The sequence below is a fragment of the Salidesulfovibrio brasiliensis JCM 12178 genome (assembly GCF_001311825.1).
GTDB lineage: Bacteria > Desulfobacterota > Desulfovibrionia > Desulfovibrionales > Desulfovibrionaceae > Pseudodesulfovibrio > Pseudodesulfovibrio brasiliensis.
Genome location: NZ_BBCB01000104.1, coordinates 1 through 9,094, shown reverse-complemented (window position 1 = coordinate 9,094; position 9,094 = coordinate 1). Strand labels below are relative to the sequence as shown.

Here is a 9,094-nt window from a genome sequence, read left to right as displayed (position 1 = left end):
AGATCAGGCCTCAGAGCTTTTTTGACAGCACATCCTGAAGCATGACTTTGTCGAGACTCAGATCCGCTACCATTTGTTTGAGCTTGCGGTTTTCCTCTTCGAGCATCTTCAACCGGCGAAGCTCGCTGGTACCAAGACCCCCATACTTCTTTTTCCAGCGATAGAAGGTCTGCTCGCTGATCCCCATTTTACTGATTACTTCCTTCACGGGAGTCCCATGCTCGGCCTGGCGCAGGGCAAAGGCGATTTATTATTCGGTGTACCTTGATTTCTTCACGACGAAATCCTCCTACTTTCTGATAGTCGATTTCGCCGGAAAACTCAGATTGTCAGTGGGTCTATATCGCAGACTCAGATTAGAATCGTAAACATAATTTAGTAATTTCAACGTAGCCAGAAAGTATTTAGAAGAAAACTCGGGGGTAAAAAATGAAACTACAGATCTGCATTGTCGATGATGATGTTTATTCCGCGAATGCTTTATGGAGAATACTAAGCCAAGTTTATAGCGTTCGGTGTTTTTATGACCCTAGAGAGTTTTTGAAGTACTCGATGGACAATAGAAGAATTTTCTGTTGTATTGTAGACTACAGAATGCCTAACATAAATGGACTTGATTTGTTTATCAAAGCTAAGGAGCATTGCTCAATAGAAAACAAAATACTAGTCACGGGCTACCCTGATGTTGAACTTCCTGCTGCAAAGCTAAGTGGAGCAGAGCTTGACCAAGTATTAATTAAACCTTTTAGTACAAAATGGCTGATGAAATACTTACAGCGTCAGTCTAGAAAAATGATTAAACAAAATACAAGAGTTGTTCTCACAGCAGATGAGTTAAGAGCTCTGAATCAAGGGTTTGAAGAGTTAAAAGACGCAGGCTTCAGCATATAATGAGTAATTTAAAAAATTTTAATGGCGGAAATAGCAAGGCGCACCCCTCTCCACCCGTGTTGTAGGAACAATCCTCTCGGCACATCCGCCATTAAAGCCTTGTTGATTAGCAGGTTTGATAGCAAGCCTGCTAATCAACCTACTATTTAGAGAAATGTTTTCTTTAATCGCCCTCAATTATTGTGAAGACGTTAAAATAAGAGTTTTTAAAAGGAAAACCTTTTTGCTGGACACGGTCGTATCTCTTTGCGCGCAAGGTTTAGAATCAATATAGGTTTTCCTGATACTTTTATAAAGACAGCAGGCGACCTTCTCTAGCCCGATGCGCTGTCTGCACGAGCCGGGTTGTCTACCGAGATAAGCGTTAGATGTGTAGGAATTTCGCCATTATCGAAGTTGCATTGAGTATAGTTTGTGTAGAAAAGATAGAACTAGATCAATGTTATCGAAAATATTTGGAACCTAACTAAGTGAAATACATTTGATGCCAAATAGTATTTTCCGCCAAAGCAAATAACATTCTTTTAGTCATTGAACTAACCGATTCATAAAAATATTACCATCTACAAAAGATGCTTTATATGTTTGCAATTATATGCTACTGTCAATAACGAAATCATATCTCCATATCATCAAAAATTATGATGAATATACGTATAGCCACCATAAGCGCGTTGCATACATCAGTAAGCTTATTGCAATGAATTTAGGTATATATGGCAAGTCTCTTAGAGTGTTGGTGATAGCGGCTTTGCTTCATGACATAGGTAAAATATGGATTCCTACTCAATTGTTAAACAAATCTGGTAAATTAACCTCCCTTGAATACGAAATAATCAAAGAGCACCCACAAAAGGCATATGAATTATTGAAAAATTGTAAATTATTTAAACATGCTGCAAAAGTTGTGCTCCAGCACCATGAACGTGAAGATGGTTCTGGTTATCCGTTTGGCCTTAACTCTAGTCAAATTCTAATGGAGTCGAAAATTATTGCTGTTGCTGATACATTTGATGCAATGTGTTCACATAGACCTTACAGAGCAAGATTGCATGATAAAGAGTTATTTGAACAGTTATTAGGATGCAAAGGGAAACTTAATGAACGTGTTATTGATGCTTTTCTTGCCCAAGTGCAACGAAACAAGGTTTTGGGATGGCAGAGCAAAGAAGACACATGTCAAGTTCCCTATCTTAGAGCAAGTTACGAGTAGAGATTCGCAGCGGCAATGACCGATCACTGGCTATCTTTGCCAGCACTTCGGTCACCTGTTCATCCGTAACACCCTTGCCGGCTTCAATGGCAATACTTTCTCGTGTATATTTCGATCACCGTCATCAGCTTGAATCTGCGGCCGTCAAAAAGAGCATCGCTCATGAAGCCCATAGACCACAGTTCATCGAGCAGTGTTGCGCTTTCTGTTTTTTCACGGTGGCAGCGCTTACGATTGGCTTTGGTCTTTTGTTGCGCAGCAACAGTCCCTCCTCCTTGTAGAGGCGATACACCTGTTTATGGTCGATTTCCCAGTCTTCTCGGCAGAGCAATGTTTGAATGCGCCCGTAGTCATAGCGAACTCGGGGTGTCGCGATTTTACAGATTCTCATGCGAAGCTCTGCCTGATCGTCAGTTTTTCGTCAGTAGGTACAGTGACCGGGGTATGAGTTCGATGCGGCATGTTCGGCGGATGCTCATGTCGTAATCGCCCCGGAGGTCGTCCACCAACCCCCCGCCGGCGACCAGGCCTCGGAGCTTTTTTGACAGCACAACCTGAAGCATGACTTTGTCGAGACTCAAATCCGCTACTATTTGTTTGAGCGTATGGTTTTTCTCTTCAGGCATCTTCAACCGGCGAAGCCGCTGGTACCAAGGCCCCCATACTTCTATTTTCAGGGATAGAAGGTCTGCTCGCTGATCGCCATTTTATGGATCACTTACTTCACGGGAGTCCCATGCTTGGCCTAGCGCAGGGCAAAGGCGATTTGTTCTTCGGTGTATCTTGATTTCTTCACCACGAAATCCTCCGACTTTTCTGATAGTCGATTTCGCCGAAAAATTCAGATTCTCGGCGGACCTTTTCACGTGAGCAGGGCATCTGGATGAGGTACGTAGTCGGGTCTGAAATACTTCCAGTGATTTGATTTTTCATAATAATTGCACTCATGCAATGTAGTATTATTGACCAATAAACGTTGTGAATCCGGAGAAACACGGTCGAAACGATGCAGTGAATGGCGGGAGAGTCATGAGGGCAAAACCCAAGAAACAGCCGCAGGGAACGTTCTTTTACCCTGATCTTCTGACCAGCTCGATCCGTAGGCTCCGCTCCTTCAATTGGCGAGGAGAATTCCTTGGGGTCGATTCGAGGAGGAGTTCGCCGAACTCTACAGCGACCAAGGTCGGCCGGCTAAGCCGACCCGGCTTATGGTCGGGCTGATGCTCCCCAAGCAGTTGGAGAACCTGAGCGACGAACGAGTCTTGGAGGCATGGACGCAAAATCCTTACTACCAGGTGTTTTGCGTTATGACCGAGTTCCAGTGGAGCCTGTCTTGCGACCCCACGGATTTGATCTATTTCCGCAAGCGCGTTGGCAAGGGCGGTGCACGACAGATTTTGAATGGCTCCGTGTAACTGCATGGCGAAGATACCAAAGAACGAAAGATCACGGTGGATACTACGGTCCAAGAAAAAAAAGTGACCTTTCCTACCAACCTGAAGTTTTTGACCAAAGTCATCGAGGGCTGCCGCAAGATCGCGGAAAGCGAGGGCGTCGGTTTACGTCGCAGCTTCAGGCGCAGGCTCTCTCCAAGCTTCGGTTGAAACGGATGAAGATGACCAAAAAGATGAGAAAGATGTGGACAATGGCTGGTGCCTTGATCCGTGAACTCCGGCACAAATTGTCGGGCGGAGTCCTGACCAGACATCAGGAGTGGCTCGACCTGTACGAGCGGGTCAAGGACCAGAAACGAAGCGACAAGAACAAGGTCTACAGCCTACACGAGCATGATATTCTTTGCGTCTCCAAGGGCAAGGCGCACAAGCAATAAGAAATCGGGCGCAAGGCGTCCACCGCGGTCACAAAAAAATACGGGCATCATTGTCGGCGCGATGTCGTTCAACGAGACTGTCTACCATCTCCATACGCTACCGAATGTCCTCGAAAGTGTTGGGCGGTCACCGGGGGCTTGTCCGTCCATGGCGATCTGCGATCGGGGCTACAGGGGCCTGAATCTGGTCAGTGACTCGCAGATCCTAGTCCCCAAGTCTCCGAAAAAAGGACACGTGTACCAGCGCCTCAAGGTGCGGCTCCGCTTCCGCCGCTGGGCAGCTATCGAGCCGGTCGATCGGCCATTTCAAACACGACCACCGCATGGCCCCGAGCTAGCTCTAGAGCGCGGTAGGCTATGCCATCAACTTGTTTATGGCCGCCGCAGCGTTCAACTACAGGAAATGGATTCGAAAGATCGGAGAGTTTTTTGTGCTCTTGGCGTTTCTGCTCCTCGGCGAAGAATCAAGCCCACTGCTGGCGGAAAATGTGGCGTAGAAGCTGTAGCGGGGTTTTTCAGGCCCGACTACGTAATTTTTTTTTTAGATTTAGTAACATAGGCAGCGCTTATACTAATATATGATAATCAGTGGAGGCATGAATTTGTATAGATTTGTAAAAAGACTCATCAACCAGAGAGCTTATGTTGAAATATTTTCATACTTATAAAGAGGTAACCAGGAATTGCCTAAAAGAATGGTTTGATTTGATATTAATGATATTAATATGTTCGTGTGTTGCGGGGTGTTTGCCTAATGATAAATATTGCATGGACGCATTGTTAAAAGATGTACCAAAAGAAGAAATAGACTCCCAGCAAATGTGTAATGAATATATATTTTCAGACCATAAAGATGAGTTGATGGCATTAAAGTGGTGTCAACTTGCAGCAGACAGAGGGAATGACCAGGCAAAGATTAATTTAGGTGTAATGTACATGCAAGGAGATGGGGTAGAAAAAGATTATAAAAAGGCTCTTGAGTTATTTAAAGAAGCTTCTTGCAACGATGATGGTATATCGACAAACAATGTAGGGGTTGTTTTTTATCAACGTGGTAAGTTTCTTGACGCTCTGCACTGGTATCGCAAAGCAGAAAAGTATGGGAACAGTCTTGCAAGCTATAATATCGGAATTATGTATCTTAGAGGACATGGTGTCCCAAAGAGTTATTTTTTAGCCCATAAATACTTTTTAAAAGCAGCCCGCAAAGGAGTTGGCTTGGCACAAATTAACCTTGCGCTTATGTATATACATGGGCTTGGTCTAGAAATTGATTACATTACTGCATACTCTTGGCTTAATCTTGCCTCTGCAAATGGGGATGAATATTCTGAAATGCTAAGGAAAATAATTTCAACTAAAATGAACAAAAAAGACATTGAAGAAGCGCAACGTCTTGCGCAAGAGCTATGGTCAGACATTAACTAAACGTATATAAAACAAAAGAGGTTCTTATGAAAAAGAGTTTTTTTCTAAGCAGTGCTATGTTTGTTGGAGTCGGAGCTTTAATGTGCACTCTTTTATTCAGCAGTGTTTCATATTGCTGGGATGAGGAGGTCAGTCGAAGTCTTTCAAAAAAAATCGAGTTATTTTTATCATCTATTGACACGAAAGGTCTCTCGAGGATGGAGAGCTTGGTGCAAAAAAATTGGAGCAATTACAGTTTAATGCAGCAGTCTCAATCTTCACACAAGTATAACAGTGGACTCCGCAATACGATAGAATTGTTGAAAACTGTTCGCGAATCAAAAAATCCCAAATTCATTCTTGCTGTGGAAAAAATAATACTTACTCAAGAAATAGCTCATGCCAACTCTCCTGAACTTGATTATTCAATAAATAGAGCGATTGAGGGCATAAACAGTGCGCTCAATTGTATTGATCAACTTCAAGACCCTTACTATCCTCTTTTGGCCTCAGATCTGTTTTATATGGACGATTTAAAAGAAGGTATACCACTTGATGGATTTAGAAAGTTCATTCGTTCTCATACTTCAGCATTATCTGCGCGGCTACGTTGCTTTTCAACTGATGTTGAGAAAAAATTGGTTCAACAGCGTATTGAAAACCTTACCCAGGCCGAGGAGGTATACAAAGATTTACAGTTAGAGATAATGACTGCAAGATAAATGACTTTAGCGCTTAGCGGGTCTTTTGGGGTGTGAGTGTAGTCACTCGATTGACGCTCACATGAATCGGCGTTGAACATTGCTTTAGATAAGGAAAACTTTTTTGGGTGATCGCAGACTGAGATGTAGTCCAATTCCATCACAGTTTCAGACCCACGCTTCCCAAGCTCCGGGGGAAACGGACTAAGATGTCGAAAAAGGCAAAAAGGCTGAGTACAATGGCTAGGGTACTTGTTCGGGACTTCGACTCAAACTGGCGAAGGAAGCCGTAGTTTGTCATCAAGACCGATTGGGTTTGTTAGACCAAGTCAGGGCGTAGAAACGGAGGGGTAAAAACAAGACCTACAGTTTTTCACACGCCAGACATTCTTTGTTTTGCCAAGGGAAGGGCGCACAAAAAATATGAGCTTGTCAGTAAGGCAGCTGTCGCCGTTTCCAAGACTACGGGTATTATCGTCGATGCAATGAGCTTCATGAAAAGACATTTCGAAGGAGACTACCTTGCCGGATGGCCACAAACAATCCTGGACGGTCACAGAAACTTGTCCATCAGTGGTAATTTGTGACCGGGCCTACAGAGGCTGAAACAGGTGATGATTCTCGAATCCTGATTCCTGAACGCCCGAGAAATTAGGATAGCCTACACAATTGCTTTAGAGTCAGACAATGTCTTCGTCGTCCAACGGCCGTTGAGTCCGTCATCGGCCATCCCTAGCATGACCATTGTATGCCTCTGGGCTGTCTTAAAGGTTCGGTTGGTGAAGCCATTAACCTGTTCATGCCGGCTGCGGCATTCAATTTATTGAAGTGAATACGCAAGCTGGAAGGATTTTTTGTGCTTTTGGCGTTTTCCTTTGGGTACATGGCCCAAGACGATGACTTGAATAAATACTGGGATAGGCGCTGAAACGGATTTTCCAGGATAGAATCGTAGTACTATGTCTGGTCATACCTCCTGTCCTACCTTCTACATAGGCCGAGGTGTCCGGTCGAAATGGGGGCTACTCCAGTAAGGGGGCGGATCGAGGGAAAACGTGGCAGCCACCCCGAAATTTGTGGATGGACAACGGTCCGGATTTCTCAGGGTGCGTCATGGCGGCCTGGGGCGAATCGTATGGTATGAATCTGGATTTCATTCAGCCAGGCAAACCCAACCAGAACTCATACTTCGAGCGGTTCAATCGGACCTACAGAGAAGAAGCCCTAGATTTATATGTTTTCAACAGCCTGAGCCAAGTTTGGGCCATTATAGAAGACTTATACCTGAGAGTCCAACGAGGAGCGCTCTCATGAAGCTATGGGGAATATGTAGCCGATAAAATTTGCTGCCCAGCGGATAGGAGGATCCCCTTGCCCACTGGGCAACTCCATAAGCTGACAAAAATCTGCCCATAACTGGCCCTAGGAAAGGGGACGCTACAAAGGCGGTTCTTGCAAGGCCGGATGACCGCAAGGAATCCGCCCGAAGGGCTTAGCCATGACCGGGCCGCCGCTTGTGCCACATTGTCGAGCGACAAGCGGAGTCAGTTTTTTCTGCAGAAAGTCGGCCCCCCGAGTGGAAATCAGCAAAAGTCGTGGTATGGAAATCCATAAACCTTGATACAAAGGAGGCACTACCACCGATCTGGTCGTCATAAGTTCGCGATGGATCCGAACTGATGACGACGTACGAAGCCTACGGCTTCAACGCTTACCGCCGTTTTCCCAAAACAAACGGCATCCTTTCCGAAACAAACGCCGGTTCAACACAACCCCATTACCCGATGAACGGCTGGACCAGAGCGCCAGCCATTGCCAACGTCCCCGATGGTCACTTTTCTGCATCTGCCGCAGACGTAAGACGTATGCGCTTACGTTGTGACATTCCCTATTAACTGGACATTCATGGAAGATTCTTCTTTCTCTGGGAACAGGGCATTCATTTATCCCGTAATTTGAGTTGTGTGGCAGCTTCTGCCACGGGCGGTCCGCTTCGGACCGCTTGGCCCACCCGGAGTGAGACGGTATCACCGCCTTGTTTCCGGGAGTTGAAAGCTGATCTTTCTTGTCCTGCTGGCGTTTTGGCTACGAGCCAAGTACCTACTTCATTGCATTGTCAGGCGTCCCGCAGGGACGACGGACCTTCATGACAAGACCCTTGCTTAGAGCATAGTTGCGTCAGGCATTCATATTTTCAAGAGAAGCCCCTTTCTGGGGCTTTTCTGCGTCATGAGCAAACCAAACAAAGGGGGGCGTCTTGCGCCCCCCTTCTAGATTTACATTTCGGCTTTTTGGCGCCGCCTTCGGCGTACGAAAAAAGCGAAATGCAAATCTATTCATCCCCTGCGCGCGCGGTTTCGGTCGCGCCCCCCAGCGTCATTTGATCCGCAGCAGCGGCGCTCGCTTCCGGCAAAGCCGTACGCGATCGCCACTGCTGGAAACAAATGACAAGGGGGTTTTGCAAAAAGCCAACTAAAAAGCCCGGGAAAAAGAAAACACAAGGGGGCTTTTCAGTGTTTTTTCCTAACTGGTTAGGGAAAAGGTCTGAACGAGGAAAAACGTCTTTCGAAACGACTATTTTCGGCCGATTTTATAAGTTGTCAATTTGATTGAATATAATTTTTTAAAATACCTACCCCTGAACCTAGAATTTTCTTTTGCGCACGTTGTAGGCAGGTCGGTTAACCAAAAACAGGATGGTCGTTTTCTGGTGTCCGATGTGCTGAGGGTAAAAGACGTGGCAAAGATGCTGAACTGCTCTGAAAGCTTGATGCGCCGAGCTGACATGAAGCAGCGTCTTGGCGCGTTCATTGTGGGGAAACGCGGCATACGCTTTCACCGTGAAGCCGTCGAGGCTTACATGCGGCTGGGAAGCGTTGATGCTCCTGAGCATGAAGTCTGCGGGGAGCGCATCACTTCCCGTCGGCGAAAGGTCAAATTGACCAGTGCCCACAGCCTTTGGTAATCTTCAGGCAATAAGCGGCCTTCCGGATAAGGAGATACCCAATGCCCTACAAGGAAGGCAAAAAGTGGCGGGGAGTGGTGCGGTTT

At 45.8% G+C, this 9,094-nt stretch carries 10 protein-coding genes and 1 pseudogene; 9 read left to right on the top strand and 2 right to left on the bottom strand.

Annotated elements, in window-relative coordinates; all coding sequences use genetic code 11:
• Nucleotides 1–16: 16 nt before the first annotated feature.
• Nucleotides 17–247: pseudogene (locus tag JCM12178_RS15775) on the bottom strand (transposase); the annotation flags it as partial.
• 182 nt (nt 248–429) lie between these two features.
• Between JCM12178_RS15775 and JCM12178_RS18025 the strand changes: the two are divergent.
• Together JCM12178_RS18025 and JCM12178_RS18020 are read left to right on the top strand one after the other, a co-directional pair.
• Nucleotides 430–891 (top strand): response regulator, encoded by a 462-nt coding sequence (locus tag JCM12178_RS18025; protein WP_083465997.1) that lies wholly within the window; start codon nt 430–432, stop codon nt 889–891.
• A 595-nt stretch (nt 892–1,486) separates the two neighbouring features.
• Entirely contained in the window at nt 1,487–2,104 is a 618-nt protein-coding gene (locus JCM12178_RS18020) for an HD-GYP domain-containing protein (protein WP_083465996.1), read from the top strand.
• 160 nt (nt 2,105–2,264) lie between these two features.
• On the opposite strand, the gene JCM12178_RS21120 is transcribed toward JCM12178_RS18020, so the two are convergent.
• A complete protein-coding gene (locus JCM12178_RS21120) occupies nt 2,265–2,495 on the bottom strand; it encodes an IS3 family transposase (protein WP_083465995.1) in 231 nt (76 codons plus the stop codon).
• Nucleotides 2,496–3,222: 727 nt separating this feature from the next.
• Here JCM12178_RS21120 and JCM12178_RS21115 point away from each other — a divergent pair.
• The 7 genes from JCM12178_RS21115 (at nt 3,223) to JCM12178_RS21105 (ending at nt 9,008) form a co-directional block, all read left to right on the top strand.
• Nucleotides 3,223–3,519 (top strand): IS5 family transposase, encoded by a 297-nt coding sequence (locus tag JCM12178_RS21115; RefSeq protein WP_054652785.1) that lies wholly within the window; start codon nt 3,223–3,225, stop codon nt 3,517–3,519.
• A gap of 200 nt (nt 3,520–3,719) precedes the next feature.
• The gene (locus JCM12178_RS15760; RefSeq protein ID WP_157054962.1) at nt 3,720–3,935 is read left to right on the top strand and encodes a hypothetical protein; all 216 of its coding nucleotides are present in this window, start codon (nt 3,720–3,722) and stop codon (nt 3,933–3,935) included.
• 642 nt (nt 3,936–4,577) lie between these two features.
• Nucleotides 4,578–5,363 (top strand): tetratricopeptide repeat protein, encoded by a 786-nt coding sequence (locus tag JCM12178_RS15755; protein ID WP_083465994.1) that lies wholly within the window; start codon nt 4,578–4,580, stop codon nt 5,361–5,363.
• 26 nt (nt 5,364–5,389) lie between these two features.
• The gene (locus tag JCM12178_RS18475; RefSeq protein ID WP_157054961.1) at nt 5,390–6,064 is read left to right on the top strand and encodes a hypothetical protein; all 675 of its coding nucleotides are present in this window, start codon (nt 5,390–5,392) and stop codon (nt 6,062–6,064) included.
• Nucleotides 6,065–7,123: 1,059 nt separating this feature from the next.
• Nucleotides 7,124–7,357 carry an integrase core domain-containing protein gene (locus JCM12178_RS21110; protein ID WP_054652779.1) on the top strand — a complete coding sequence of 78 codons (234 nt, stop codon included), beginning with the start codon at nt 7,124–7,126 and terminating at the stop codon, nt 7,355–7,357.
• A gap of 365 nt (nt 7,358–7,722) precedes the next feature.
• Nucleotides 7,723–7,938 (top strand): hypothetical protein, encoded by a 216-nt coding sequence (locus tag JCM12178_RS18470; RefSeq protein WP_157054960.1) that lies wholly within the window; start codon nt 7,723–7,725, stop codon nt 7,936–7,938.
• An 851-nt stretch (nt 7,939–8,789) separates the two neighbouring features.
• Nucleotides 8,790–9,008, top strand: a complete 219-nt coding sequence (locus JCM12178_RS21105; protein ID WP_369404544.1) for a hypothetical protein — start codon at nt 8,790–8,792, stop codon at nt 9,006–9,008.
• Nucleotides 9,009–9,094: the final 86 nt, after the last annotated feature.